Here is a 23,545-nt window from a genome sequence, read left to right as displayed (position 1 = left end):
ACCTGGGCGGATGCCCGGGATGAACGCGCCACTCTTCTTGAGATTGTCAGCGGTCTCACGGCTGTTGAAGACCAGCGCCGTGTAGAAGAAGCAGAAGAACACGATCGCAGCGGTGTACAGCAGCACATAGATCGGCTGACCCGGCGACAGTGCGCCTGCCATGTCCTTCAACCAGCGCATGCTGTCACCCGTGGCGAACCAACCCACCGCCGTGGCCGGCAACAGGATGATCGACGAGGCGAAGATCGGCGGGATCACACCGGCCATGTTGACCTTCAGGGGCAGGTGGGACGATTGCCCGCCATACACCTTGTTGCCAACCTGGCGCTTGGCGTAGTTCACCAGGATCTTGCGCTGACCACGCTCCACATACACCACACCGAAGGTCACCAGACCAACGATGATCAGGATGAAGATCGCGGCAGGGATGCTCATCGCACCGGTACGGATCAACTCGAACAGACCACCGATGGCGCTGGGCAAGCCCGCTGCGATACCACCGAAGATCAGGATGGAGATGCCATTGCCCAGACCCCGCTCGGTGATCTGCTCACCCAGCCACATCAGGAACAAGGTACCTGCCGTCAGGCTCACCACCGTGGTGAACTTGAAACCGACACCCGGGTTGATCACCAGACCTGCCGTACCTTCCAGCGCCACGGCAATGCCGAAGGACTGGAAGAGCGCCAGGGCCAGCGTGCCATAGCGTGTGTACTGCGTGATCTTGCGACGACCGGCTTCGCCTTCCTTCTTCAGGGCCTCGATGCTGGGCAGCACATAACCCGCCATCTGCATGATGATGGATGCCGAGATGTACGGCATGATGCCCAGGGCGAAGACCGTGAAGCGCGAGAGCGCACCACCGGAGAACATGTTGAACAGGCTCAGGATGCCGCCCGACTGCCCTTTGAACAGCTGTTGCAACTGTGCAGGGTCGATACCGGGCACGGGGATATGCGCCCCGATGCGGTAGACGACCAGCGCCATCAGCAGGAAGACCAGACGACGTTGAAGGTCGCCGAACTTTCCGCTTTTAGCCAGTTGAGTGGGAGAAGTGGCCATGAGTCCTGTTCAGTGCTCGTGTTCCAGACGCTTGCCGGGCTTATTCGCCCAGCGAACCGCCAGCGGCTTCGATCGCGGCCTTGGCGCCGGCGGTAGCGCCGATGCCCTTGAGCGTGACCTTCTTGCTGATTTCACCCGACTTGATGACCTTGACCACCTTGGCGATCTGGGACACCAGGCCAGCCTGCTTCAGCACCAGGACGTCGACTTCGGCGGCGTCCAGGGCTTGCAGTTCACCCAGGGTGATTTCAGCGTTGTACTTCAGCAGGTGCGACTTGAAACCACGCTTGGGCAGGCGGCGTTGCAGAGGCATTTGACCGCCTTCGAAACCGACCTTGTGGTAACCACCCGAGCGCGACTTCTGGCCCTTGTGACCGCGACCCGCGGTCTTGCCCAGGCCAGAGCCGATGCCACGGCCAACGCGACGCTTGGCGTGCTTGGCGCCCGCGGAGGGCTTGATGCTATTGAGTTCCATGGTATTCCCCAGAGTTGTGGTGGCTTAGAGCACCACAACCATGTAGCGGACCTTGTTGATCATGCCGCGCACGGCGGGCGTGTCTTCCAGGGTCGACGTGCTGTGCATGCGGCGCAGACCCAGACCACGCACCGTGGCGCGGTGGTCTTCACGGGTACCGATCGGGCTGCGAACCAGCTTGACGGTCAGAGTTTTCTTTTCGCTCATGTCAGTCTCCAGCGATCAGTTGAAGATTTCTTCAACCGACTTGCCGCGCTTGGCAGCAACTTCGGCCGGCGTGGTCGACTTGCGCAGGGCGTCGAACGTGGCGCGAACCAGGTTGTAAGGGTTGGTCGAACCGAGGCTCTTGGCCACGATGTCGGTCACACCCATCACTTCGAACACAGCACGCATCGGGCCGCCAGCGATGATGCCGGTACCGGCGGGAGCCGGAGCCAGCAGCACCTTGGAGGCGCCATGCTCGCCCACCACGTTGTGGTGAACGGAGCCGTTCTTCAGCGACACCTTGAGCATGTTGCGACGGGCTTCGTCCATGGCCTTGGACACGGCCAGAGGCACTTCGCGCGCCTTGCCCTTGCCCATGCCGATGCGACCATCGCCATCACCCACCACCGTCAGAGCTGCGAAGCCCATGATCCGACCGCCCTTGACCACTTTGGTCACGCGGTTCACCTGGATCATCTTCTCACGCAGACCATCGTCGCGACCTTCGTCAGCCACTTTGGGTTGAAACTTTGCCATTTCGTATTCCTTCCAGTGCCTGGCTTAGAACTGAAGACCGGCTTCACGCGCGGCATCAGCCAAGGCCTTGATACGACCGTGGTAGGCAAAGCCCGAGCGGTCGAAAGCGACCTTCTCGACGCCAGCTGCTTTCGCACGCTCGGCGATACGCTTGCCAATGACGGACGCGGCGTTCACATTGCCACCCTTGCCAGCGGCGCCCAGTTGCTCGCGAACTTCCTTCTCGGCAGTCGAGGCGGAGGCGATCACCTTGGAACCGTCGCCAGTGGTGACGGTGGCGTAGATGTGCAGGTTGGTACGGATGACCGACAAACGCACGGCGCCTTGCAAAGCAATGCGAGCACGCGTTTGACGCGAGCGACGCAGGCGCTGTTCCTTCTTGTTGATAGACATGATGAATCAGCTCCTTACTTCTTCTTGGTCTCTTTCAAGACCACGCGCTCGTCGGCGTAGCGGATGCCCTTGCCCTTGTAGGGCTCGGGCGGACGGAAGGCGCGCACTTCTGCGGCGATCTGCCCCACCACTTGACGGTCGACACCCTTGATCAGGATTTCGGTCTGAGACGGGGTCTCGACCTTGATGCCTGCGGGCATGTCTTTGATGACAGGGTGAGAGAACCCGATTTGCAGGTTCAGCTTCTGACCTTGAGCTTGGGCACGGAAGCCCACGCCAACCAGGGTCAGCTTCTTCTCGAAACCCTTGCTCACACCGTTGACCATGTTGTTCACCAGGGCGCGCACGGTGCCGGACATGGCGTTGGCGGCGGCGCTGTCATCAGCGGGCGACACCTTCAGCACGCCAGCGTCGTTGGCCACGGGGGCCAGCACGGACTGGGGACGGGTCAGGGTGCCCAGGGCGCCCTTGACGGTGATTTGATCTGCAGTGATCTGCACGTCCACACCTTGGGGGACGGCGATCGGCATTTTTCCTACGCGGGACATGTCGATGGCTCCTCGATCAGGCGACGTAGCAGAGCACTTCGCCGCCGATACCGGCAGCGCGCGCCTTGCGGTCGGTCATCACACCCTGAGGGGTCGTGACGATGGCCACACCCAGGCCGTTCTGGACCTTGGGAATGTCATGGCGGCCTTTGTACACACGCAGACCAGGCTTGGAGACGCGTTCGATTTTCTCGATCACGGCACGGCCAGCGTAGTACTTCAGGGCGATTTCCAGTGCGGGCTTGGAAGCCTCACCGGTGACGGCAAAACCGTCGATGTAACCTTCGTCCTTCAGGACTTGGGCGATCGCGACTTTCAGCTTTGACGAGGGCATCACGACGCTGGCCTTTTGGACCATTTGTGCGTTGCGAATGCGCGTCAGCATGTCGGCGATGGGATCACTCATGCTCATGGGATAACTCCTGTTCGTTCCCTGCCGACTTACCAGCTTGCCTTGGTGACACCGGGGATGTCACCGGCAAATGCCAGTTCGCGGATCTTGCTACGGCCCAGGCCGAACTGACGGAAGGTGCCACGGGGGCGACCGGTCAGATGGCAGCGGTTACGCAGACGGGTGGGGTTAGCGTTGCGGGGCAGCTTTTGCAGCTCGAGGCGGGCAGCGTAACGCTCGTCGTCGGACTTGTTGGCGTCATTGATGACGGCCTTGAGTTCGGCGTACTTCTTGGCGTACTTGGCAACCAGCTTTTCGCGCTTTTCTTCGCGCTGCTTGAGAGAGACTTTAGCCACGTTCCACCTCAGTTCTTGAACGGGAATTTGAAAGCCGCCAGCAGAGCCTTGGCTTCGTCGTCGGTCTTGGCCGTCGTCGTGATGCTGATGTTCAGACCACGGATGGCGTCGATCTTGTCGTACTCGATTTCAGGGAAAATGATCTGTTCCTTGACGCCGACGTTGTAGTTGCCACGACCGTCGAAGGAACGACCGGAGATACCACGGAAGTCGCGAACGCGGGGCAGAGACACCGTCACGAAACGATCCAGGAATTCGAACATGCGAGCACCACGCAGGGTGACCATGCAACCGATGGGCATGTTTTCGCGGATCTTGAAACCAGCGATGGCCTTGCGGGACATGGTGACCACGGGCTTTTGGCCAGAGATCTTGGTCAGGTCGCCAACGGCGTGTTCCATGACCTTCTTGTCCGACACAGCTTCAGACACGCCCATGTTCAGGGTGATCTTGGTCAGACGGGGCACTTCCATGATCGACTTGTAGCCAAACTTGGCCATCAGGTCGGGCACCACTTTTTCGCGGTAGAAGTCTTGCAGACGAGCGGTTTGTTGAGTCATTTGTTCCCTCATCAAGCCTTGATTTCTTCGCCGCTGGACTTGTAGACGCGCACTTTCTTGCCGTCTTCCAGGAGCTTGATACCCACGCGATCAGCCTTGCCGGTAGCGGCATTGAAGATTGCCACGTTGGACTGGTGGATCGGCATGGTCTTGTCGACGATGCCGCCGGTCGTACCCTTCATGGGGTTGGGGCGCACGTGCTTTTTGGCAACGTTCACACCATCGACCAGCAGATAGTCGGCATCAACGCGAGCAGCGATGGCGCCGCGCTTGCCTTTGTCGCGGCCGGTCAACACGATGACCTGGTCGCCTTTACGGAGTTTGTTCATGGGCTGTCCTTTGCTTTGCCTGAGCGATGCTTAGAGCACCTCGGGGGCCAGCGACACGATCTTCATGAAGCGCTCGTTACGCAGTTCACGCGTCACGGGGCCGAAGATGCGGGTGCCGATCGGCTCCAGCTTGGTGTTCAGCAGCACGGCGGCATTGCCGTCAAACTTGATGAGCGAACCATCTTGACGACGAACGCCCTTGGCGGTGCGCACCACCACTGCACTGTAAACCTCGCCTTTTTTGACGCGGCCACGGGGCGCAGCTTCTTTGATGCTGACCTTGATGATGTCGCCGATACCGGCGTAACGACGCTTAGAGCCACCGAGCACCTTGATGCACATGACGCTCTTGGCACCCGTGTTGTCAGCGACGTCAAGTCGCGATTGCATTTGGATCATTTTTTACCCCAACTTGCACCCATCGGCTGTGCAACCTCTGCACAACAACGATCGGACAGTCTTGGGCCCACAGGAATGGGCGGATCTGACTAAACACTGTTTGTCTGAACGCCCACCACAGCAGCCCTGACAGTCCTTTAACCACTGCAACCCTCCTTCCGGAAAGTGCGCTGGCTTCAAACCGTCTCGGCTGAGGGATCAGGCTGACAAAAAGCCTTTACTCAGCGAAGCCTTGCATTATGCACGCGTTTGTGCGCCTTGGTCAAGGCCTGGCTGCAAAAAAGTTCAGGCGGTGCCGCCGACGGTCAGGCCGTCGATGCGCAGCGTGGGCTGACCCACTCCCACCGGCACGCTCTGGCCTTCTTTGCCACAGGTGCCCACGCCGCTGTCCAGCTTCATGTCGTTGCCGATCATGCTGACACGGGTCATGGCGTCCGGACCATTGCCGATCAGTGTCGCGCCCTTGACCGGGTACTGGATCTTGCCCTTTTCGACCCAGTAGGCTTCACTGGCAGAAAAAACGAACTTGCCACTGGTGATGTCGACCTGGCCGCCACCGAAGTTCACGGCGTACAGGCCACGGTCGATGGAGGCGATGATTTCGGCCGGATCCTTGTCACCGCCCAGCATGTAGGTGTTGGTCATGCGGGGCATGGGCAGGTGGGCGTAGCTTTCGCGGCGGCCGTTGCCGGTGGGCATCATCTTCATCAGGCGGGCGTTGGTGGCGTCCTGGATGTAGCCTTTGAGGATGCCATCCTCGATCAGCACGGTGCGCTGGGTGGCATGCCCTTCATCGTCGATGTTGAGCGAACCCCGGCGGTCCGCGATGGTGCCGTCGTCCAGCACCGTGACGCCCTTGGCCGCGACGCGCTGACCGATGCGCCCAGAGAACACGCTGGAGCCCTTGCGGTTGAAATCGCCCTCCAGACCGTGACCCACCGCCTCGTGCAGCAGGATGCCAGGCCAGCCGCTGCCCAGCACCACGGCCATTTCACCCGCCGGTGCAGCCTGGGCTTCCAGGTTGACCAGCGCGGCATGCACCGCCTGATCCACATACTGCTGGATCAGCTCGTCGCTGAAATAGGCCAGGCCGTAGCGACCGCCACCGCCCGACGACCCGACCTCGCGGCGACCGTTCTGCTCGGCGATCACGGTGATGGACAGGCGCACCAGGGGGCGCACGTCGGCCGCGAGGGTGCCGTCGGCGCGGGCCACCAGCACCACGTCGTATTCCATGCCCAGGCCGGCCATGACCTGCGCCACGCGCGGATCCTTGGCGCGGGCCATGCGCTCGGCCTTTTCCAGCAGGGCGACCTTGGCGGCGCTGTCGAGCGTGGCAATGGGGTCCAGCGCCGGATAGAGGGAGCGGCTGGGTGCCACTTTGTGAGCGCCCACTTTCACGCGACGGCTTTGCCCCGCTGAAGCAATGGTGCGCACGGTGCGTGCCGCATCGAGCAAGGCGGCTTCGGTGATGTCGTCGGAATAGGCGAAGGCGACCTTTTCGCCCGCGATGGCCCTCACCCCGACGCCCTGGTCGATGCTGAAGCTGCCGGACTTGACGATGCCTTCTTCCAGGCTCCAGCCTTCGCTGCGGGTGAACTGGAAGTACAGGTCCGCATCGTCGACACGGTGTTCCGTGACGACCCGGAGGGCCTTGGTCAGGGTGGATTCGTCCAGGCCGTAGGGCGCGAGCAGCAGTTCGCGGGCGGTCTGGAGGCGGGCAAGGGTGGCGTCGACGGCAATCATGGGCTCATTGTAGGAAGAAGGCCGACTCCTTGTGGGATGTCGGCCTTGTCAATCGTGTCAGAGGCGGCAGATTCGCCACAGCAGGGTCAGCGCAGCTTGAGCAAGGCGCGGACGCGCAGGCGGTCCTTGTCCTGGAAGTTGGCCTCGACGTAGCGTTGCATTTCGTCCTGCTTCTGTGTCTCCGAGAGGTTGGCCTGCCCCTGGATGCGCTCCCATTCACCACGCGCGGCCACCAGTCGACGGTCCCAATCGGCCCATTTGGCATCGACTTCATCGAGGCGCTTGGCGGCGTCCTCGCCATAGCGGGCCACGCGCTCGGCGCGCACGGCCGCCGGGTCTTTGCCGGGGTCCATCTGAGGCACAGGCTCACCGGGGTGTGGCGGCGGAGGCTGCCCCGACTCCAGTTGGGCGTAATAGTCCTGGAAATGCTTTTCGTCGTCCTGGAAGAAGGCGTCGGCCCAGGGCTGACCCAGGATCTGGCGGCGCACTGAGCGTTGCTCCTCGAACACGGGCATCCAGGTACTGCGATCGCTCTGAATGAAGTTGTTCTTCCAGTCGTAGGTGCGGATGCGCCAGTACTTGTCGAAGATGTCCATGATGGACACCGTGATGCGCTCACCCACCTCACGCCGAGCCTCGTCTTCGATCAGACCGCGGATGTCGGCGATGGAGACTTCGCCAATACCCAGGATGTAGTACTCGAAACGATCCCGCAGGCCTTTGCAGGGCGCGAGGGTCTTGCCATCGCGCACACACCAGTCGCCAGACGGCTCGGTGCCTTGCAGCGAACCGCGCACCAGCAGTCGCTGACGCACCTGGTCGGGCGTCAGCTGAGCCACCCCGGTCGCTGGCGTGTCGCCGCGATCACCGGAGCCCCCCATGACGGACCAGCCCGGCCCAGACGGGGCATCTGCGGCACCACTGGCCGTCGTCGACTCACCGTGCGGCATCCCGCTCTGCCACCACCATACACCCGCAGCCAATGCCAGAGCACCGGCCACGACAGCCCACTTCAACCGATTCTGCATACTGGATCCTCAGCCTCCAAGACTCGCAAGATACACCCTGAGCTCATTTGCGATGGTAGCGCCGCCCTCACCTTCAGGGTCACGATACTGTCCACAAAGAAAAAAAGCCGGCGCAAGAGCGCCGGCCCTCAGAGCCAAAGCACGGGAGTGCGTCGGCCCTCGTCAGCAGCCCTGATCAGAGGCCCTTGTTCTTCAGGCGGTTGATCATGGTCACGTAGTAGGCCTTGGGATCGGGCGCACCCTCGCCGAGGGAGCCCAGCACCTGGTTGATTTCATCCAGGTGGTTCCAGGGCAGGGCCATGTCGATCTGCTTGCCCCACTTGGCTTCGCGCGGCGAGACCAGGCCGTCGTTGGCTTCGGTGCCATAGTAGTCAGGGCCACCGGTGTAGGCCAGCAGGGCATCGGAGATGTCCCAGGCATTGGTCTTGACCTTGTTGCCAGCGTAGGAGTAGAAGTACTGCCCACCTTGGACCTCGGCATTGGCACCGTTGGGGAACTTGGCGTTGAAGGCGGCAGCGCCAGGCGAGCTCAGGGCCACCAGTGCCGTCTTCAGGTCGGCGTTCTTGTAATCGGTCGCGCCCGTCAGCCAGCCGATCAGTTGCAGACCACCGGTGGCCAGCTTGTCGAACTGACCGTCAGGCGTGGTGCCAGCCAGGATCTTGTCTGCCACCTTGGAACCATAGTGCGTGCCCGACATGCTCGACACCGAAGCGATGTCGGTGCGGGTGCCAGCGGCATAACGGACGGTGGGGCCGCCATGGCTGTGGCCGATCAGGTTGAACTTCTTGATCGGGGCGTACCAGGGGGCGGCGGCCTTCCAGGCGTCCAGTTGCTTATTGAGTTCTTCACCGCGGTATTCGGTGGTCTGCGAAGGGTTCACCTGAGCGATGTACACCTTGCCGCAGGCGTCTTCAATGGCGCCGGGGATTTGATAGAAGTAGTTGACGGCACCGAGGATGTTGTCAAAACCGATGAAACCATGCACCAGCACCACGGGGTACTTGGTCTTGGCCTTGGTGTTGAACACCGAGCAGGCGGCGTTGGCATCGGCCACGGCCGTCAGAGCCACCGCGGCGGCAGCAGCCATCGAAATCGAGCGAATCGAAGCTTTGAAGTTCATGCGTATCTCCATCAGTCCTACGTTGTGTGTGTGTGTCGGTGAGCACCGTTAATCGGCAGTACTTTGCCGTTCAATGCGATTAATGGCACAACGTGATTTTTTTCGCGAAAAGTTCCCCGAACGCCTGGGAAAACCCGTGAATCCAGGGTTAGCCCCCCCTCGATTCACGGGTCAGAAACAGGCTGCAGGCGACACATGCCCAAAAGCTGTCGCCTGCATCCCATCTCGCTTTACAGACCCTTGGTCTTGAGGCGGTTGATCATGGTCACGTAGTAGGCCTTGGGATCGGGTGCGTCCTTGCCGATCGTGCCCAGCACCTGGTTGATTTCATCCAGGTGGTTCCAGGGCAGGGCCATGTCGATCTGCTTGCCCCACTTGGCTTCGCGCGGCGAGACCAGGCCGTCGTTGGCTTCGGTGCCGTAGTAGTCAGGGCCACCGGTGTAGGCCAGCAGAGCATCGGAGATGTCCCAGCCATTGGTCTTGACCATGTTGCCGGCGTAGGAGTAGAAGTACTGCCCACCTTGGACCTCGGCATTGGCACCGTTGGGGAACTTGGCGTTGAAGGCGGCGGCGCCAGGCGAGCTCAGAGCGGCCAGGGCCGTCTTCAGGTCGGCGCTCTTGTAGTCCTTCAGGCCGGTCAGCCAGCCGATCAGTTGCAGACCGCCCGTGGCCAGCTTGTCAAATTGGCCGTCAGGCGTGGTGCCTGCCAGGATCTTGTCAGCCACCTTGGAGCCGTAATGCGTGCCCGACATGGTCGACACCGACGCAATGTCGGTGCGGGTGCCGGCGGCGTAGCGGACGGTGGGGCCGCCATGGCTGTGGCCGATCAGGTTGAACTTCTTGATCGGGGCGTACCAGGGGGCGGCGGCCTTCCAGGCGTCGAGCTGCTTGTTGAGCTCTTCACCGCGGTATTCGGTGGTCTGCGAAGGGTTCACCTGGGCGATGAAGACCTTGCCGCAGGCGTCTTCGATGGCGCCAGGGATCTGGTAGAAGTAGTTGACCACACCTGCGATGTTGTCAAACCCGATGAAGCCATGCACCAGCACCACGGGGTACTTGGTCTTGGCCTTCGTGTTGAAGATCGAGCAGGCGGCGTTGGCGTCGGCCACGGCCGTCATGGCCACGGCGGCGGTGGCGGCTGCCACGGCAATACGGCGGATAGTCAGTGTGTTCATGCGTCTTCTCCTCTGTAGTCACAGCAAACGTGCTGTTACAACTGATTATTCGAGGCACAAGTCACACCCCCCCTAGGGGAAGCCCTCGACGGCAGGGTTAGCCTGCCCCCGCATTCATGGGCCCACATTAGCCCAGGGCGTCAGACTCCTGCGCCTTGTCGCCCTGACGCAGGTCCAGCACCGCCTGGTACAGCCGATTGCGTGACAAACCTGTCACTTCAGACAGCAGGCGGGCCGCCTCCTTGACGGGCAAGGTGTCCGACAAGACGGTCAGGATCTCCTGCACCGGCAAGGGAATGGCAGCCGCATCCGCCGCGTCGGGGTCAAGGCCCTGCGCATGCCACACCAGTGCGAACTCGCCTTTCTGGCGCTGCCCGCCCTCCAGCCAGTGAGGCAGGGCCGCGCACGGCATGGTGGCGACTTCTTCAAACTGCTTGGTCAATTCACGGCCCACCGTGACCAGCCGAGCAGGATCGAGCGCCTCCAGGTCACGCGCCAAGTCCTGCACTCGGTGGGGAGACTCGAACAACACCACCGCCGCGCTGGCGCGCCGCAGGGCCTCCAGCGCCTCACGCCGGGCCGCTGCCTTGGTGGGCAGGAAGCCTGCAAAGGTGAAGCCCTGGGCCACCACATCGCCCGCCACGGAGACGATGGACACGGGGGCACTGGCACCCGGGATGGGGAGCGTGCGCAGACCTGCCGCTGCCACGGCCCGCACCAGACGGGCGCCGGGGTCGGACACCCCGGGCGTGCCCGCATCACTGACATAGGCCACGCGCTGCCCCGCCTGCAGCGCGGCCACCACGCCTTGCGCGGCCTCGTTCTCGTTGTGCTCATGCACCGAGATCAGCCGCTTGCTCAGGCCCAGGTGCTGCATCAGGCGCTGGGTCATGCGCGTGTCCTCGCAGGCCACGCTGTCGACCAGGGACAACACATGGATGGCCCGCAAGGTGATGTCGGCCAGATTGCCGATGGGCGTGCCCACGACGTACAGGGCTCCTGCGGGATACTGTTGACCGCCCGCAGCCATGGCGGCGGTCTGGAGAAGCATGTTGGCATCGACGGTCACGACTAAATCCCGGGGAGATGTGGCGGAAGGCCAGGCACTGGCCTATCTGGAAGCCCAGGGCTTGCGCCTGGTGCACCGCAATTATCGGGTGGCGCGCGGACCGGGTGCCCGCGGAGCCGAGGTGGACCTGATCATGTGCACGGTGGATGGCACGCTGGTGTTCGTCGAAGTCCGCCAGCGCAGCCGCCATGACCACGGAGGTGCGGCCGCTTCGGTGAGCCTGGGCAAGCAGCGCCGTTGCATTCTGGGCGCACGCCATTACCTGATGACCCTGCCCCAGTTGCCCCCCTGCCGATTCGATGTCGTGGCCATCGACGGCGAGACGCTGACCTGGATCCCGGCTGCGTTCACGGCCCAGGACTGAACACACGGAGCCAGTGGGTCTTGCCCTTATCATCGACAGCCATGTCCGACCCTTCCATGACCCCTCCTTTCTTGCAGCAAGCCTTTGTCGAGGCAGCCGATGGCCTCTATCAGACCTCTGACCGGCTGGCCCACCATCTGCATGCCGCGGCCCAGGCCATCGTCCACTGCCTCACCAGCGGCGGCAAGGTGCTGTGCGCCGGTGAAGCGGAGGGCGCATGGCTGGCCCGTCAGGCGGCTCATCTGTTGATCCATGGCTCAGGCCGTCCTCGCCCGCCGCTGGCGGCCGTGGCCGTCTCGGGAGACTGGGGACCGGGCCAGTCCGTGATCCCGGGCCATCTGGATGCCCAGGTCCGAGCACTGGCCCATCCGGGCGATGTCTGGCTGGCGTTCTCGCTGGAGCGCGATGAAGGTGAGCTGGCCATCGCCACGGCCACGGCGCAGGAGATGGATCTCACCTTGGTGGTGGTCAGTGGCGAAGCGGCATCGGTGCTGGGGCCGATGGTGCGTGACACCGATGTCTGGGTGCCTCTGCCAGGACGCCAGCCCACCACCTTGTTCAGCACGGCCTGGCTGGCCGTGCATGGTTTGACGGAAGCGGTGGATGCCCACCTGCTCGGAGAGGAGCTTTGATGAATCTGACGAAACATCCCGCCGGACTGATCCTGACAGCGGCACTGCTGGCGGCCACCACCCTGAGCGGCTGCGCCCCCCTGGTGCTGGGCGGCGCGGTGGGGGGGGCCTTCATGGTGACGGATCGCCGCACTTCGGGCGCTCAGGTTGAAGACCAGGGGATCGAGCTCAAGGCGGCCAGCCGGGTCCGAGAGGCCATGGGTGAGCGCGGTCATGTCAACGTGACGTCCTACAACCGCGTCGCCCTGATCACGGGCGAGGTGCCCAGCGAGGCCGACAAGCTGACGGTCGAGCAGGTGGTGGCCCGCACGGAGAATGTGCGCTCTGTGGTCAATGAGCTGGCGCTCATGGGCAATGCGTCCATGGCCAGCCGCGGCAGCGACATCATCGTGCAGGCCAAGGTCAAGGCCACCTTCGTGGATGCGCGGGACCTGCAGGCCAATGCCTTCAAGGTGGTGGTCGAGCGCGGCGAGGTCTACCTCATGGGTCTGGTGACCGAGCGCGAAGCCACGCGGGCGGCCGAGCTGGCCTCCACCGTCAGCGGCGTGCAGAAGGTGATCAAGGTGCTGCACATCATCAGCGAGGAAGAACTCGCACGCAAGCAGCCAGCGGCACCGGCCAGCAGCCCGAAGTGAATCGGGCAGGCGCTGCGGCTCAGCTCATGACGAGGTGGGCCGCAGGCGTTTGATCAGGCTGGACGTGTCCCAGCGTCCGCCGCCCATGCGCTGCACATCGGCATAGAACTGGTCGATCAGGGCCGTGGTGGGCAACACCGCGCCCTGGCGCCGGGCCTCGTCCAGGCACAGGCCCAGGTCCTTGCGCATCCAGTCCACGGCAAAGCCGAAATCAAAGCGGTCATCGACCATGGTCGGACCGCGATGGACCATCTGCCAGCTGCTGGCGGCCCCCTGCGAGATCACGCCCAGCACCTGGTGCATGTCCAGCCCGGCCTGCTGGCCAAAGGCCAGGGCCTCTGCCAGGCCCTGCAACAAGCCCGCCACGCAGATCTGGTTGACCATCTTGGCCAACTGCCCCGAGCCTGCCTCACCGACATGGGTCACCGCGCGGGCATAGGCTTCCAGCACGGGCGCCACCTGCGCGAAGGCAGCCGCATCACCGCCGCACATCACGGTGAGCACACCCTGGATGGCCCCCAGATTGCCGCCGGACACCGGTGCGTCGATGAAGGCACAGCCGCGCTGGCGCGCCGCCTCGGCCAGTTCACGCGCCACAGCGGCCGACGTGGTGGTGTGGTCGACCCATACCGCGCCCGCCGCCATCGCCGGCAGGCCGCCTTGCGCACCCGTGACGACCTCGCGCAGATCGTCGTCATTGCCCACGCAGGACACCACGATGCTGGCCCCCTCGACCGCCGCTGCGGGAGTGGCGGCCAGCCGGCCCCCACACTCGTCCACCCAGGCCTGGGCCTTGCCCGGGGTGCGATTGAAGACCGTGAGCTCATGCCCCGCTGCCTGCAAATGCGCCGCCATGGGGGCGCCCATGGTGCCCAGCCCGATGAAGGCGATGCGCTGAGGGGTCACGGAGGCGTAGGATTTGTCGGCTGCGATCATGAAACACCTTGAAAAACAATGGCGGGCAGATTGTCGCAGCCCCCCGGGAACTGGGAGTGTCACCCCGACATGGCCCGTGAAAGAATCCGACGATGCCCCACCACAGCGCCCTCATCGTTGAAGACCTGGACGAGCCCCGGCAGTGGCTGGCCGATGTCCTGCCTCGGGCACTGCCCTCCCTGCTCAGCGTGGACACCGCCGCGACCTTGCAGGAAGCGCGCGCCAGGATGAGCAGCCGGCGGCACGATCTGGCCCTGGTCGACTGGAGCCTGCCCGACGGCACGGCGCAGGAGTTGATCGGCAGCCTGTCCCGCCAGGGCACCCTGGTCGTGGTGGCCACCATCCATGACGATGACAGCCATGTGTTCCCGGCTCTGCAGGCGGGCGCCTGTGGCTATGTGCTCAAGTCTCAACCACGTGCCGTGGTGGAGGCGCAGCTGCGCCGCATCGAGCAGGGCGAGCCGCCCCTGTCACCCTCGATCGCGATGCGGGTGCTGCAGCACTTCCGCCAGCACGAACAGGCCCCGCCGACCGATGGGCAGGAGGGCGACATCCGCCTCACCGAGCGCGAGGTGGACATCCTGCGCCTGATCGGCAAGGGCTACAAGGCCGCTGAAATCGCCCGTCTGCTGAGCATCACGGTCAACACCGTCAACACCTATGTGCGCGATGTCTATCGCAAGCTGGGCATTTGCAGCCGCGCCGAGGCTGCCCTTGAAGCCTCACGGCGTGGCCTGATCCACTGACGGGGTGTCGCTGCCCGTCATGGCGGGCCAGACGAGCAGCACCGTGGTGCCCTGCCCGGGCGCCGAGAGCATGGACAAGGTCGCCCCGATGGCCTGCGCCCGGGCCCGCATGGACTTCAGGCCGTGGCGCCCGGCCGAGCGGGACGGATCGTCCAGGGCAGTCACGTCAAAGCCCGCCCCAAAGTCCCCCACACGCAACTGCAAACCCTTGGGCAGAGCCCGTGCCTCGACCTGGATGCGGCTGGTGCGTGCGTGCTTGACCGCATTGATCACCGCCTCCTGCAGGATGCGCATGATCTGCAGCACGGTGTCAGGTGGCAGCACCAGCCCCATCAAGGCATCGTCCAGAGACCAGTCCAGATCAATGCCCAGCGCCTCCAGACGGGCATCCCAGCGATGACGCCAGGCCGCCAGCGCCGGGACCAGTTCACGGTGCGCGCTGGAGGCATCAATGATCAGGCGCAGATCGTCCAGACTTTCCTGCAGCACCTCAGCCACCCGTTCCTGGCTGAAGGCCCCGCGCTCGACGCCGCGCAGCACGGTCATCAACTGCCCCCCGATGCCGTCATGCATCTCGCGCACGATGCGCTCGCGCTCCGAGGTGGCTGCCTGGACCATGTCCTGCTCGCGCTGCCGCTCGAACAGGGCGGCCAGTTCGGCCTCCCTCTGACGCACCTTGTCCTCAAGCTCCAGATTGAGCTGGGCGGTTTCGCGCTGCAGCTTGACCAGGCGATCCACCAGCATCCAGGCCATCACGGCCATGAAGGACAGCACGGCATAGCGCGCCCAGGTCTGGTTGGCGTAACGGTCGGCATCAAAGTTGTTCATCCACCAATCCCGCCCCCCCGCCAGCAAGGTGAGCAGACCTGCGCCCCCCAGCAAGGTGAGCTCCTGCGACGGCTGGCGACGCGCCTGCCACACCAGGGCCACACACAAGGCGATCACGATGGCCAGGTTCAAGGTGTTGAAGATGGTGCGCAGGAAGTGCCAGTTGAACAGCACGGCCAGGGCAAAGAACACGGTGACCACACCAAAGTAGCCCCACAGCAGGCGCGGCCAGCCCTGCCATTGCAGGCGACAGACCCCCACCACATACAGGGAGATCAGAGCCACGAACCAGCCATAGCTGGCCAGGAACACATAGCTCCACAGCCAGGGGGTCATCCACAACACCGTCTGCCCAGGGGTCGAGGTCCGCCAGGCCCAGATCACGGCGGCCAGGCCGAAGAGCAGGTACAGGGGGTCGCGCACCCGCGTCCAGACCAGCAGGGCCAGCAGTCCCATGCTGAGGCAGGCCACCGCCACCAGCAAGGTCGCATCGGCGTAGAAGAAGGATTTGACGAGGTAGGCGCGCTCCAGTTGAGCACGGTCTCCGGCAAAGACATGGGAGAGGCCTGCCAGAGTCAGGCTGCCGCCCTCCAGACGGATGACGACTCGCACCGGGTCGCCCGCTGGCAGAGGCCCCAATGGCACGAGCTGGGGACGCGATCGCCGTGTCTCGCCGCCCTGCTCACCGAAGCCGCCGCTGCTGAAGACTTCCCGTCCCTGCACGTAGACCTCGAAGGCATTGCCGACCTTGGGCAGATACAGACTGGGTTGCCCGCGCGCGAAGGCCTGCCGGGGAACGTCGAACCGATACTCGGCCAGGCCCGAGCGAGGCGGTCTCTGATAGTCCCAGCCGTCAGGCAGGGTGACCTGGGTCACACGCCCGGCATCGGGCCCCTTGAGCACCGTGAACTCGGCGCGGCGCACTTCAAAGGCCCGATCGGGCTCGGATTCGATGCAACCACTCAGACACATCAGCCACAGGCTGCAGAGCCAGTACAGCCACACCGACCCGCCCGAGCGCCTGCTCATCAGACGATCTTCATGTGCTCGGTGCCTGCCGACAGATCGGCATTGCGGGCGCGGTGGCTGTTGAGCTTGATCTGCAGACGCAGGTCATTGACCGAGTCGGCGTTGCGCAGCGCATCCTCGAAGGTGATGTAGTTGCCCTCGTACAGATCGTAGAGCGCCTGGTCGAAGGTCTGCATGCCCAGCTCGCGCGACTTCTTCATGATCTCCTTGATCTCGCCGACCTCACCCTTGAAGATCATGTCGCTGATCAGGGGCGAGTTGAGCAGGATCTCGACGGCAGCCACACGTCCCTTGCCTTCCTGGCGGGGCAGCAGTCGCTGGGACACCAGGGCGCGCAGATTGAGCGAGAGGTCCATCAGCAACTGGGCGCGACGCTCTTCAGGGAAGAAGTTGATGATGCGGTCCAGCGCCTGGTTGGAGCTGTTGGCGTGCAGGGTGGCCAGGCAGAGGTGACCGGTTTCGGCGAAGGCCACCGCGTGTTCCATGGTCTCGCGGTCGCGGATTTCGCCCATCAGGATCACATCGGGGGCCTGACGCAAGGTGTTCTTGAGCGCAATGTCCCAGCCGTCGGTGTCCAGGCCCACCTCGCGCTGGGTCACGATGCAGTTCTTGTGCGGATGCACGAACTCGACCGGATCCTCGATGGTGATGATGTGGCCGTAGGTGTTCTCGTTGCGGTGGTCCACCATGGCGGCCAGCGTGGTCGACTTGCCCGAACCCGTGGCCCCCACCAGGATGACCAGACCGCGCTTGGTGAGCACGACGTCCTTGAGCACTTGGGGCATGCCCATGCCGTCGATGGTGGGCAACTGCTGCGGGATCACCCGCAAGACCAGGCCGACATGGCCTTGCTGCACGAAGGCATTGACTCGAAAGCGCCCCACCCCGCCGGGCGAGATGGCGAAGTTGCATTCCTTGGTGCGCTCGAACTCGGCGGCCTGCTTGTCGTTCATGATGGAACGCGCCAGCGCCAGGGTGTGCTGCGAGGTCAGCGGCTGCGGCGACACCTTGGTGATCTTGCCGTCCACCTTGACGGCCGGAGGGAAATCCGCCGTGAGGAACAAATCCGAGCCGCCACGGGCGATCAGCAGCTTGAGCAGGTCGGTGATGAATTTCGAGGCCTGATCGCGTTCCATGAAATGGGTCCCCAATACATTGAAGAATGTGAATGACTCTAACCCGAGGTCAGCAGGGCCGACAGTCGGGCACTCAGTTGCCGGGTCCGCAGGGACAGGCGACGCGCCATGGAGGCCAGCATCGCCATGCCCAGGCGGGGCTCCTCGATGGACAGATCGTCCAGGGCCTCGCCGGTGACCACGGCCAGCGTGCAGGGGCTCAGGGTGACGCAGGACGCGAACCGCGCGCCGGCATCCACCAGCGACATCTCGCCGATGACATCGCCATCGCGGGCCTCGGCCAGACGGGCCCGGCCGCCGGCGGGTTGCAGCCGATCCACCGCCACGACGCCATTGAGCACGATCAGGGCGTAGTCCCCCTTTTCGTCCTGCACCATCAGTTCGCGCCCGGCCGGCACCGTGACGAACTCCAGACACTCGGACAGCTTCTGGCGCTCGATGCCATCCAGGGCCGCAAAGAAGTGATCGGATCCCCAGACCTTTTCCAGGGCGGCCAGCCCGACCGCCGGGGCAAGGCTGTGGGCGCCCACCACGAGTGCGCGCGCCGTCCAGGCGGAAGTGGCCCGAACGGACTCGGGCCGCTCCATGAACTGGGTGGAGAAAAAGCCTTCGTCGTCAGCAGCGGGGGCCTTGCCGGAGGCCGCTGGCGCGCCGATGATGCGATCGAACAAGCTCTTCATCCCAGGGTTCCGAGGGTCAAGGTGATCAGCCCGGGAAGTTCTCCGGGAATTTGGCCTTCGCACGCGCTTCCGCGGGCGAAATGACATTGCGACGCACGAGATCCGTCAGGTTCTGATCCAGTGTCTGCATGCCCACATTGTTGCCGGTCTGAATGGCCGAGTACATCTGGGCGATCTTGTTTTCACGGATCAGGTTGCGAATCGCGGACGAGCCGATCATGATCTCATGCGCCGCGACACGGCCCGAACCGTCCTTGAGTTTGCACAAGGTCTGGGAGATCACCGCCTGCAGGGACTCCGACAGCATGGCACGCACCATGTCCTTTTCAGCTGCGGGGAAGACGTCGACGATCCGGTCGATGGTCTTGGCGGCACTGGAGGTGTGCAGGGTGCCGAACACCAGGTGGCCGGTTTCTGCGGCGGTCAGGGCCAGGCGGATGGTCTCCAGATCGCGCATTTCACCCACGAGGATGGCGTCCGGGTCTTCACGCAGGGCCGAGCGCAGGGCATTGGCAAAGCTCAGGGTGTGAGGGCCGACCTCACGCTGGTTGATCAGGCACTTCTTGGACTCATGCACGAATTCGATGGGGTCTTCCACCGTCAGGATGTGGCCGTATTCGGTCTCATTGAGGTGGTTGACCATGCCCGCCAGGGTGGTCGACTTGCCCGAGCCGGTGGGGCCCGTCACCAGCACCAGGCCGCGCGGCTTGAGTGCCAGATCGCCGAACACCTTGGGCGCATTGAGCTGCTCCAGGGTCAGGATCTTGCTGGGAATGGTGCGGAAGACCGCGCCCGAACCTCGGTTATGGTTGAAGGCATTGACACGAAAGCGGGCCAGCCCCTGGATCTCGAAGGAAAAGTCGCACTCGAGCGTCTCTTCGTAGGCCTTGCGCTGCGAATCGTTCATGATGTCGTACACCATGTCGTGCACCGTCTTGTGGTCCAGCGGGTCCACATTGATGCGCCGCACGTCACCGTTGACACGGATCATGGGCGGCAAGCCGGCCGACAAGTGCAGGTCGGATGCCTTGTTCTTGACGGAAAACGCAAGCAGTTGGGTGATGTCCATGGATGATCGGCCTGACGCCCGTTTCGTGTATGACCGGACCATTATCGCGATGATCGAGCAGAACCTACAACGTGTGAGTAAGCGGATAGAACAGGCTTGTTTGACTTATCACCGGCCCGCCGGGTCGGTCAGCCTGCTGGCGGTGAGCAAAACCTTCGGGCCAGAGACCGTGCGGGCCGCCCTGGACTGCGGTCTGCGCGCCTTTGGCGAGAACTATGTGCAGGAGGCGTTGGACAAGATCCAGGCCCTGTCCGACGTGCGCGCGCAACTGCAGTGGCACCTGATCGGCCCCCTGCAGAGCAACAAGACCCGCGTGGTGGCCGAGCACTTCGACTGGGTGCAGAGCGTGGACCGGCTCAAGATCGCCCAGCGCCTGAGCGAGCAGCGCCCTGAGGCCCTGCCCCCGCTGAATGTGCTCATCCAGGTCAATACCAGCGGCGAGGACAGCAAGAGCGGCGCCGCGCCCGCCGAGGTGCCCGCCCTGGCCCGGGCTGTGGCAGCCTTGCCACGCCTGCGCCTGCGGGGGCTGATGGCCCTGCCCGCCCCGACCCCCGATGAGGCCGCCCAGCAACGCGCCCACCACGCCCTGAAGGTGCTGTTCGAGCAACTGGTGGCCGACGGACTGGCGCTGGACACCCTGTCCATGGGCATGAGCGCCGATCTGGAGGCCGCCATCGCCGAAGGGGCCACCATGGTACGGGTGGGCACGGCGCTCTTTGGCAGCCGCTGAGGCATGATCACGCCCATGAACACCTCTACCTTGATCGCATTCATCGGCGGCGGCAACATGGCCACCGCCATCATCGGCGGGCTGCTGCGCCAGGGCCGCGCCCCGGACTCGATCCTCGTGGTCGATCCCAGCGAGGCGCAGCGCGAGCGCCTGGCAGCCCAGGGCCTGCGCACCCAGGCCGCCCCCGACGTCACCCTGGCAGACGCCAGCCTGGTGGTCTGGGCCGTCAAGCCCCAGCAGTTCAAGGAAGCGGCGCAGAGCTGCGCCGCCCACACGGCGGGCGCCCTGCACTACAGCGTGATGGCCGGACTGCGCACCGACGACATGGCCCGCTGGCTGGGCACCCCCCGCATCGTGCGCGCCATGCCCAACACCCCGGCCCTGGTCGGCCAGGGCATGACCGGACTGTTCGCCCGCGCCGAGGTCAGCCCGGGCGAGCGCGCCGAGATCGAGGCCCTGGTGGCCCCCACCGGGCAGTCGCTGTGGGTCGAAGCCGAGCCTCAACTGGACGCCGTGACCGCCCTGTCGGGCTCCGGCCCGGCGTATGTGTTCTATTTCATCGAAGCCATGATGCAGGCCGCCAGCGACATGGGCCTGAGCCCCGCGCAAGGCCGCACCCTGGCCCTGGCCACCTTTGGCGGCGCCACCGCCCTGGCCAGCCAGTCCGAGGACAGCCCCGCCACCTTGCGCGAGAAGGTCACCTCCAAGGGAGGCACCACCTATGCCGCGCTGAGCCACATGGAAGCCGCAGGCGTCAAGGCTGCGTTCGTGCAGGCCATGCGCGCGGCAGAACACCGCGCGGGCGAGTTGGGCGACGAGTTCGGTCGCTGACCGGCCCTCAGGCCCCCGGCCCCATCAGGCTGTGGGCCAGCACCCCGGCAAACAGCGCGGCGCCCAGCCAGTGGTTCATGCGGAAGGCCGCGAAGCAGGATTCCCGATCCCGCCCCCGGATCAGCCAGACATGGCCTACGGCCTGCACACTGGCCATGGCCCAGCCCGCCCAGAAGGGCATGCCCAGCCCGGCCCGTTGGGCCACCTGGGCCCAGCACAAGAGGCTGGTGGCGTAAAACAGGCCCACGCCCAGCACATCGGCACGCCCCAGGGTGATGGCCGAGGTGCGGATGCCGATCTTGAGATCGTCATCGCGATCGACCATGGCGTATTCGGTGTCGTAAGCCAGCACCCAGGCCAGATTGCCCGCCACCAGCCACCAGGCCTCGACAGGCACCTCGCTGCGCACCGCCGCATACGCCATGGGAATGCCAAAGCTGAAGGCCAGCCCCAGCACGGCCTGCGGCATGGACACAAAGCGCTTGGCATAGGGGTAGGCGGCCGTGATGGCCAGGGCCCCAAAGGACATGGCGATGGTCAGCACATTGGTGCTCAGCACCAGCGCAAACGACAGCAGGGCCAGCACGGCCCCCACGGCCAGCGCCTCCTTGACCGACACCCGGCCACTGGTGATGGGCCGCTCGGCCGTGCGCTTGACGTGGCGATCGAAATCCTTGTCAGCAATGTCGTTGACGGCACAACCGGCCGAGCGCATCAGGATGGTGCCCAGCGTGAACACCAGGATCAGGTGCCAGCCCGGAAAGCCCCCCGCGGCCAGCCACAAGGCCGACAAGGTGGGCCACAGCAGCAGCAGCCAGCCCTGGGGCCGGCTCCAGCGGATCAGATCGAGGTAGAGGGCCCAGCGGGCGCGCAGCGTCAGTACAGTCACGGGGTGGATTATCGCAAGAGCGTCATGCGAACGCGCTATGCTGCGCATTCAAGCTCGATTTGCTTTCTCAGGAAAAGCCCATGAAGACATTGCTGATGTACGACAAAATCACGCCGATCAACCGCGAACAGCACCGCCAGTTGCGCATCAAGGCCAGTGACAAGCACCTGTCCTTCGCGCGCGAGACCAACTCGCTGCTGCTGGCCGTGACCGAGCTGCCCCTGGCCGCGCTGGATTTCCCCTGCGTGTTCGTGAGCTCGGGTGAGCAGCACACCATGGTGGCCGTGGTGGGCCTGCGCGACAAGGACAACCTCTACATCGATGGCGAAGGCCGCTGGGACCCCAACAGCTACCTGCCCGCCTTCATCCGCCGCTACCCCTTCGTGCTGGCCGAACAAGCCGGCCAGAACCAGCTGACGGTCTGCGTGGACAGCGCCTTCGATGGCCTCAATGACAAGGAAGGCGAGGCCCTGTTCGACGCCGAAGGCAAGGACACGCCTTACCTGAAGCAGTTGGAGAAATTCCTGCTGGACTTTCACACCGACATGCAACGCACCGCGGCCTTTGTCAAGCGCCTGGTCGAGCTGGACCTGCTGGTCGAGCGCAACATCGACTTCAAGCTGGGCGAGCAGCGTTTCAACCTCAACGGCTTCAAGGTGGTCGATGAAGACCGCCTGCGCAAACTGGACGCCAAGATCATCCAGGAGTTGTTCAGCACCGGCGCGCTGGGCTGGATCCACGCCCACCTGCTGTCGCTCAACAATGTGAACAAGCTGGCGACCCGTCTGAGCCGCAAGCTGGCCAACTGAGCTCAGGCACTCACGCCGACGACACCGCGGCGCTGGCGTTCAGCACCTGCGGTGCCACCCGCCGCAGGGCCTCGTCGTCCAGCGTCATGCAGTCGATCTGCCGGCGCTGTGCCCACTGGTGAAAATGCTGCGCCTGGGAGCGGGCATACGAGGGGTCGTAGTGCAGGCGCATCAGCTCGTCGAACAATGGCGGCAGTGCGCCTTCGCGGGCCCAGGCCTGCCAGCGCTCGATGGTGTCGCGGCTGTGCAGGGCCCGCAGTGGCTCGAACAAGGCCGCCAGTGCCTGGCCATCGTCCCCCAGGTAGGCATAGTCCTTCAGCAGGAAGGCCAGACGCGCCTGAGGCGACGCCGACACCTCGATGCAGGGACTGGCGCGCATGCGCTCGATCAGGACCGTGGGCAAGGCGATGCGCCCGATCTTGCGGCTTTCGGCCTCGACAAACACCGGTCGGTCGAGATCCAGCCCCTCGATGACCGTGGCCAGATCCGTCTCGAATGCCTTCTGTGAGGGCTGGGCCTGCCCGGGCACGGCGCCCAGCAGCGAGCCCTTGTGGCGCGCCAGGCCTTCCAGGTCGAGCACCTGGGCACCTTCACTGGCCAGCACATGGAGCAGGCGTGTCTTGGCACTGCCGGTGGCACCGCTGATCACCTGCAACTGCAGGCGCGGGCACAGCGCCTCGAGGGTGGCCATCACGTGCTGACGCCAGCGCTTGTAGCCGCCGTTGAGCTGCTGGGCATCCCAGCCCACCAGCCTGAACCAGGTCACCATGGAGCCGCTGCGCAGGCCGCCACGCCAGCAGTACACCAGCGGCTTCCAGTTGTGCGGCTTGTCGGCAAAC

Annotated in this window: 30 protein-coding genes; 7 read left to right on the top strand and 23 right to left on the bottom strand. The window is 64.3% G+C overall.

Annotated elements, in window-relative coordinates:
- From secY to rsmI, 16 genes are all read right to left on the bottom strand, one after another.
- On the bottom strand, positions 1–1,062 hold a 1,062-nt coding region (secY, locus tag VFW84_RS02290; RefSeq protein WP_329678813.1), incomplete at its 3' end, for a preprotein translocase subunit SecY.
- Positions 1,063–1,102: 40 nt separating this feature from the next.
- Positions 1,103–1,537, bottom strand: a complete 435-nt coding sequence (rplO, locus tag VFW84_RS02285; RefSeq protein ID WP_329678812.1) for a 50S ribosomal protein L15 — start codon at positions 1,535–1,537, stop codon at positions 1,103–1,105.
- 24 nt (positions 1,538–1,561) lie between these two features.
- Positions 1,562–1,744 (bottom strand): 50S ribosomal protein L30, encoded by a 183-nt coding sequence (rpmD, locus tag VFW84_RS02280; protein WP_329678811.1) that lies wholly within the window; start codon positions 1,742–1,744, stop codon positions 1,562–1,564.
- A gap of 15 nt (positions 1,745–1,759) precedes the next feature.
- On the bottom strand, positions 1,760–2,278 hold the full coding sequence (rpsE, locus tag VFW84_RS02275) for a 30S ribosomal protein S5 (RefSeq protein WP_329678810.1): 519 nt from the start codon (positions 2,276–2,278) through the stop codon (positions 1,760–1,762).
- A 24-nt stretch (positions 2,279–2,302) separates the two neighbouring features.
- Positions 2,303–2,671, bottom strand: a complete 369-nt coding sequence (gene rplR / locus VFW84_RS02270; RefSeq protein WP_329678809.1) for a 50S ribosomal protein L18 — start codon at positions 2,669–2,671, stop codon at positions 2,303–2,305.
- Positions 2,672–2,685: 14 nt separating this feature from the next.
- Positions 2,686–3,219, bottom strand: a complete 534-nt coding sequence (rplF, locus tag VFW84_RS02265; RefSeq protein ID WP_329678808.1) for a 50S ribosomal protein L6 — start codon at positions 3,217–3,219, stop codon at positions 2,686–2,688.
- A gap of 16 nt (positions 3,220–3,235) precedes the next feature.
- Complete coding sequence (rpsH, locus tag VFW84_RS02260) at positions 3,236–3,631, bottom strand: 30S ribosomal protein S8 (protein ID WP_329678807.1); 396 nt, start codon at positions 3,629–3,631, stop codon at positions 3,236–3,238.
- A gap of 29 nt (positions 3,632–3,660) precedes the next feature.
- On the bottom strand, positions 3,661–3,966 hold the full coding sequence (rpsN, locus tag VFW84_RS02255; protein WP_329678806.1) for a 30S ribosomal protein S14: 306 nt from the start codon (positions 3,964–3,966) through the stop codon (positions 3,661–3,663).
- Between the two features lie 8 nt (positions 3,967–3,974).
- Positions 3,975–4,526 (bottom strand): 50S ribosomal protein L5, encoded by a 552-nt coding sequence (rplE, locus tag VFW84_RS02250; RefSeq protein ID WP_329678805.1) that lies wholly within the window; start codon positions 4,524–4,526, stop codon positions 3,975–3,977.
- A gap of 11 nt (positions 4,527–4,537) precedes the next feature.
- Entirely contained in the window at positions 4,538–4,855 is a 318-nt protein-coding gene (rplX, locus tag VFW84_RS02245) for a 50S ribosomal protein L24 (RefSeq protein WP_329678804.1), read from the bottom strand.
- Positions 4,856–4,885: 30 nt separating this feature from the next.
- Positions 4,886–5,254 carry a 50S ribosomal protein L14 gene (gene rplN, locus VFW84_RS02240; RefSeq protein WP_329678803.1) on the bottom strand — a complete coding sequence of 123 codons (369 nt, stop codon included), beginning with the start codon at positions 5,252–5,254 and terminating at the stop codon, positions 4,886–4,888.
- A 285-nt stretch (positions 5,255–5,539) separates the two neighbouring features.
- The gene (tldD, locus tag VFW84_RS02235) at positions 5,540–7,000 is read right to left on the bottom strand and encodes a metalloprotease TldD (protein WP_329678802.1); all 1,461 of its coding nucleotides are present in this window, start codon (positions 6,998–7,000) and stop codon (positions 5,540–5,542) included.
- 86 nt (positions 7,001–7,086) lie between these two features.
- Positions 7,087–8,016 (bottom strand): lipase secretion chaperone, encoded by a 930-nt coding sequence (locus tag VFW84_RS02230; RefSeq protein ID WP_329678801.1) that lies wholly within the window; start codon positions 8,014–8,016, stop codon positions 7,087–7,089.
- 187 nt (positions 8,017–8,203) lie between these two features.
- Positions 8,204–9,148 (bottom strand): lipase, encoded by a 945-nt coding sequence (locus VFW84_RS02225; RefSeq protein WP_329678800.1) that lies wholly within the window; start codon positions 9,146–9,148, stop codon positions 8,204–8,206.
- Between the two features lie 230 nt (positions 9,149–9,378).
- A complete protein-coding gene (locus tag VFW84_RS02220; protein WP_329678799.1) occupies positions 9,379–10,323 on the bottom strand; it encodes a lipase in 945 nt (314 codons plus the stop codon).
- Positions 10,324–10,450: 127 nt separating this feature from the next.
- A complete protein-coding gene (rsmI, locus tag VFW84_RS02215; protein WP_329678798.1) occupies positions 10,451–11,374 on the bottom strand; it encodes a 16S rRNA (cytidine(1402)-2'-O)-methyltransferase in 924 nt (307 codons plus the stop codon).
- Between rsmI and VFW84_RS02210 the strand changes: the two genes are divergently transcribed.
- Genes VFW84_RS02210 through VFW84_RS02200 form a run of 3 tightly spaced genes read left to right on the top strand, consistent with a single transcriptional unit; the run spans position 11,373 to position 13,023 of the window.
- A complete protein-coding gene (locus VFW84_RS02210; protein WP_329678797.1) occupies positions 11,373–11,756 on the top strand; it encodes a YraN family protein in 384 nt (127 codons plus the stop codon). The genes rsmI and VFW84_RS02210 overlap by 2 nt on opposite strands.
- A gap of 56 nt (positions 11,757–11,812) precedes the next feature.
- Positions 11,813–12,388, top strand: coding sequence for a hypothetical protein (locus VFW84_RS02205; protein WP_329678796.1), 576 nt, complete (start codon positions 11,813–11,815; stop codon positions 12,386–12,388).
- Positions 12,388–13,023: a BON domain-containing protein gene (locus tag VFW84_RS02200; RefSeq protein ID WP_329678795.1), complete on the top strand. Its 636-nt coding sequence runs from the start codon at positions 12,388–12,390 to the stop codon at positions 13,021–13,023. Before VFW84_RS02205 ends, VFW84_RS02200 begins: the two co-directional genes overlap by 1 nt.
- Positions 13,024–13,047: 24 nt before the next feature.
- Here VFW84_RS02200 and VFW84_RS02195 read toward each other — a convergent pair whose 3' ends face one another.
- On the bottom strand, positions 13,048–13,959 hold the full coding sequence (locus tag VFW84_RS02195; RefSeq protein WP_329678794.1) for an NAD(P)-dependent oxidoreductase: 912 nt from the start codon (positions 13,957–13,959) through the stop codon (positions 13,048–13,050).
- Positions 13,960–14,051: 92 nt separating this feature from the next.
- Between VFW84_RS02195 and VFW84_RS02190 the strand changes: the two genes are divergently transcribed.
- Positions 14,052–14,705: a response regulator transcription factor gene (locus tag VFW84_RS02190; RefSeq protein ID WP_329678793.1), complete on the top strand. Its 654-nt coding sequence runs from the start codon at positions 14,052–14,054 to the stop codon at positions 14,703–14,705.
- Here VFW84_RS02190 and VFW84_RS02185 read toward each other — a convergent pair.
- The 4 genes from VFW84_RS02185 to VFW84_RS02170 are packed head-to-tail and all read right to left on the bottom strand — an operon-like array spanning position 14,682 to position 19,447.
- On the bottom strand, positions 14,682–16,562 hold the full coding sequence (locus VFW84_RS02185) for a sensor histidine kinase (protein ID WP_329678792.1): 1,881 nt from the start codon (positions 16,560–16,562) through the stop codon (positions 14,682–14,684). The two genes, VFW84_RS02190 and VFW84_RS02185, sit on opposite strands and share 24 nt — an antisense overlap.
- Positions 16,562–17,698, bottom strand: coding sequence for a PilT/PilU family type 4a pilus ATPase (locus VFW84_RS02180; protein WP_329678791.1), 1,137 nt, complete (start codon positions 17,696–17,698; stop codon positions 16,562–16,564). Before VFW84_RS02180 ends, VFW84_RS02185 begins: the two co-directional genes overlap by 1 nt.
- Positions 17,699–17,736: 38 nt before the next feature.
- Positions 17,737–18,378: a Crp/Fnr family transcriptional regulator gene (locus VFW84_RS02175; protein ID WP_329678790.1), complete on the bottom strand. Its 642-nt coding sequence runs from the start codon at positions 18,376–18,378 to the stop codon at positions 17,737–17,739.
- Between the two features lie 25 nt (positions 18,379–18,403).
- Complete coding sequence (locus tag VFW84_RS02170; protein WP_329678789.1) at positions 18,404–19,447, bottom strand: type IV pilus twitching motility protein PilT; 1,044 nt, start codon at positions 19,445–19,447, stop codon at positions 18,404–18,406.
- A gap of 49 nt (positions 19,448–19,496) precedes the next feature.
- Here VFW84_RS02170 and VFW84_RS02165 point away from each other — a divergent pair, with 49 nt between their 5' ends.
- Complete coding sequence (locus VFW84_RS02165) at positions 19,497–20,177, top strand: YggS family pyridoxal phosphate-dependent enzyme (RefSeq protein ID WP_329678814.1); 681 nt, start codon at positions 19,497–19,499, stop codon at positions 20,175–20,177.
- Positions 20,178–20,192: 15 nt separating this feature from the next.
- Positions 20,193–21,008, top strand: coding sequence for a pyrroline-5-carboxylate reductase (gene proC / locus VFW84_RS02160; RefSeq protein ID WP_329678788.1), 816 nt, complete (start codon positions 20,193–20,195; stop codon positions 21,006–21,008).
- A 7-nt stretch (positions 21,009–21,015) separates the two neighbouring features.
- On the opposite strand, the gene ubiA is transcribed toward proC, so the two are convergent.
- A complete protein-coding gene (gene ubiA / locus VFW84_RS02155) occupies positions 21,016–21,897 on the bottom strand; it encodes a 4-hydroxybenzoate octaprenyltransferase (RefSeq protein WP_329678787.1) in 882 nt (293 codons plus the stop codon).
- 80 nt (positions 21,898–21,977) lie between these two features.
- Between ubiA and VFW84_RS02150 the strand changes: the two genes are divergently transcribed.
- Positions 21,978–22,706 (top strand): SapC family protein, encoded by a 729-nt coding sequence (locus tag VFW84_RS02150; RefSeq protein ID WP_329678786.1) that lies wholly within the window; start codon positions 21,978–21,980, stop codon positions 22,704–22,706.
- A gap of 10 nt (positions 22,707–22,716) precedes the next feature.
- Here VFW84_RS02150 and mnmH read toward each other — a convergent pair.
- Positions 22,717–23,545: tRNA 2-selenouridine(34) synthase MnmH (gene mnmH, locus VFW84_RS02145; protein WP_329678785.1), on the bottom strand; the 829-nt coding region annotated here is incomplete at its 5' end.

The sequence above is a fragment of the Aquabacterium sp. genome (assembly GCF_036279655.1).
In the GTDB taxonomy this organism is placed as follows: domain Bacteria; phylum Pseudomonadota; class Gammaproteobacteria; order Burkholderiales; family Burkholderiaceae_C; genus Aquabacterium.
The sequence above is the reverse complement of the archived record's forward strand: the minus strand, read 5'-3'. Positions and strand labels throughout refer to the sequence as shown.

Coding starts and splice junctions, on each gene's coding strand:
- VFW84_RS02165 (WP_329678814.1), top strand. CDS start 19,497: ATGATCGAGCAGAACCTACAACGTGTGAGTAAGCGGATAGAACAGGCT.
- rplN (WP_329678803.1), bottom strand. CDS start 5,254: ATGATCCAAATGCAATCGCGACTTGACGTCGCTGACAACACGGGTGCC.
- rpmD (WP_329678811.1), bottom strand. CDS start 1,744: ATGAGCGAAAAGAAAACTCTGACCGTCAAGCTGGTTCGCAGCCCGATC.
- tldD (WP_329678802.1), bottom strand. CDS start 7,000: ATGATTGCCGTCGACGCCACCCTTGCCCGCCTCCAGACCGCCCGCGAA.
- VFW84_RS02190 (WP_329678793.1), top strand. CDS start 14,052: ATGCCCCACCACAGCGCCCTCATCGTTGAAGACCTGGACGAGCCCCGG.
- VFW84_RS02220 (WP_329678799.1), bottom strand. CDS start 10,323: ATGAACACACTGACTATCCGCCGTATTGCCGTGGCAGCCGCCACCGCC.
- VFW84_RS02225 (WP_329678800.1), bottom strand. CDS start 9,148: ATGAACTTCAAAGCTTCGATTCGCTCGATTTCGATGGCTGCTGCCGCC.
- VFW84_RS02180 (WP_329678791.1), bottom strand. CDS start 17,698: ATGGAACGCGATCAGGCCTCGAAATTCATCACCGACCTGCTCAAGCTG.
- VFW84_RS02185 (WP_329678792.1), bottom strand. CDS start 16,562: ATGAGCAGGCGCTCGGGCGGGTCGGTGTGGCTGTACTGGCTCTGCAGC.
- rplX (WP_329678804.1), bottom strand. CDS start 4,855: ATGAACAAACTCCGTAAAGGCGACCAGGTCATCGTGTTGACCGGCCGC.
- proC (WP_329678788.1), top strand. CDS start 20,193: ATGAACACCTCTACCTTGATCGCATTCATCGGCGGCGGCAACATGGCC.
- rplE (WP_329678805.1), bottom strand. CDS start 4,526: ATGACTCAACAAACCGCTCGTCTGCAAGACTTCTACCGCGAAAAAGTG.
- VFW84_RS02150 (WP_329678786.1), top strand. CDS start 21,978: ATGAAGACATTGCTGATGTACGACAAAATCACGCCGATCAACCGCGAA.
- rplF (WP_329678808.1), bottom strand. CDS start 3,219: ATGTCCCGCGTAGGAAAAATGCCGATCGCCGTCCCCCAAGGTGTGGAC.
- rpsH (WP_329678807.1), bottom strand. CDS start 3,631: ATGAGCATGAGTGATCCCATCGCCGACATGCTGACGCGCATTCGCAAC.
- VFW84_RS02195 (WP_329678794.1), bottom strand. CDS start 13,959: ATGATCGCAGCCGACAAATCCTACGCCTCCGTGACCCCTCAGCGCATC.
- VFW84_RS02210 (WP_329678797.1), top strand. CDS start 11,373: ATGTTGGCATCGACGGTCACGACTAAATCCCGGGGAGATGTGGCGGAA.
- VFW84_RS02170 (WP_329678789.1), bottom strand. CDS start 19,447: ATGGACATCACCCAACTGCTTGCGTTTTCCGTCAAGAACAAGGCATCC.
- VFW84_RS02205 (WP_329678796.1), top strand. CDS start 11,813: ATGACCCCTCCTTTCTTGCAGCAAGCCTTTGTCGAGGCAGCCGATGGC.
- VFW84_RS02200 (WP_329678795.1), top strand. CDS start 12,388: ATGAATCTGACGAAACATCCCGCCGGACTGATCCTGACAGCGGCACTG.
- rpsE (WP_329678810.1), bottom strand. CDS start 2,278: ATGGCAAAGTTTCAACCCAAAGTGGCTGACGAAGGTCGCGACGATGGT.
- rsmI (WP_329678798.1), bottom strand. CDS start 11,374: ATGCTTCTCCAGACCGCCGCCATGGCTGCGGGCGGTCAACAGTATCCC.
- VFW84_RS02175 (WP_329678790.1), bottom strand. CDS start 18,378: ATGAAGAGCTTGTTCGATCGCATCATCGGCGCGCCAGCGGCCTCCGGC.
- rplR (WP_329678809.1), bottom strand. CDS start 2,671: ATGTCTATCAACAAGAAGGAACAGCGCCTGCGTCGCTCGCGTCAAACG.
- rplO (WP_329678812.1), bottom strand. CDS start 1,537: ATGGAACTCAATAGCATCAAGCCCTCCGCGGGCGCCAAGCACGCCAAG.